The 473-nt window shown below is 68.7% G+C and carries 1 protein-coding gene; it reads right to left on the reverse strand.

The features are described from left to right. The coding region (locus tag AB4111_RS31160; RefSeq protein ID WP_442035141.1) for a glutamate ligase domain-containing protein at positions 1-473 on the reverse strand (473 nt) is incomplete at both ends.

A 473-nucleotide genomic window follows, 5' to 3' on the forward strand; every position in this document is an offset into this window, starting at 1 on the left:
GTACCTCGCCGTCCTCGCGGCCGCGCTGGCACTGGTCCTGATACAGCACCACCTCGTCGAACACGCCGCCCAGGATCTGGGTTTGCCGGCGGATGTCCACGTCGCGACGATCGCCCGCGCCGCTGATCACCACCACGCGGCGGTCGCCCTTCATGGATTCCACCGCATTGCACAATGCCTGGATGGCATCCGGATTGTGGCCGTAGTCGGCGATCAGGGTGGCGCCCCGGTAGTCGAACACGTTGAAGCGGCCCGGCGCCGTGGCGGCGTCGTTGACGAAGGTAGCCAGCCCGCGACGGATCACGGCCCAGTCCACGCCCAGCGCCCAGGCGGCGGCGATCGATGACATCGCGTTTTCCACCTGGAAGCCGATGCTGCCGTTGCGCGTCAGCGGGATGTCCGCCAGCGCGATGCGCACCTGGGTCTCGCCCTCGCACGCCACGATCTCGTCGCCCTCGACGAACACCACGCGC

The organism is Paenibacillus sp. 2KB_22 (genome assembly GCF_052115745.1).
GTDB lineage: Bacteria > Bacillota > Bacilli > Paenibacillales > Paenibacillaceae > Paenibacillus.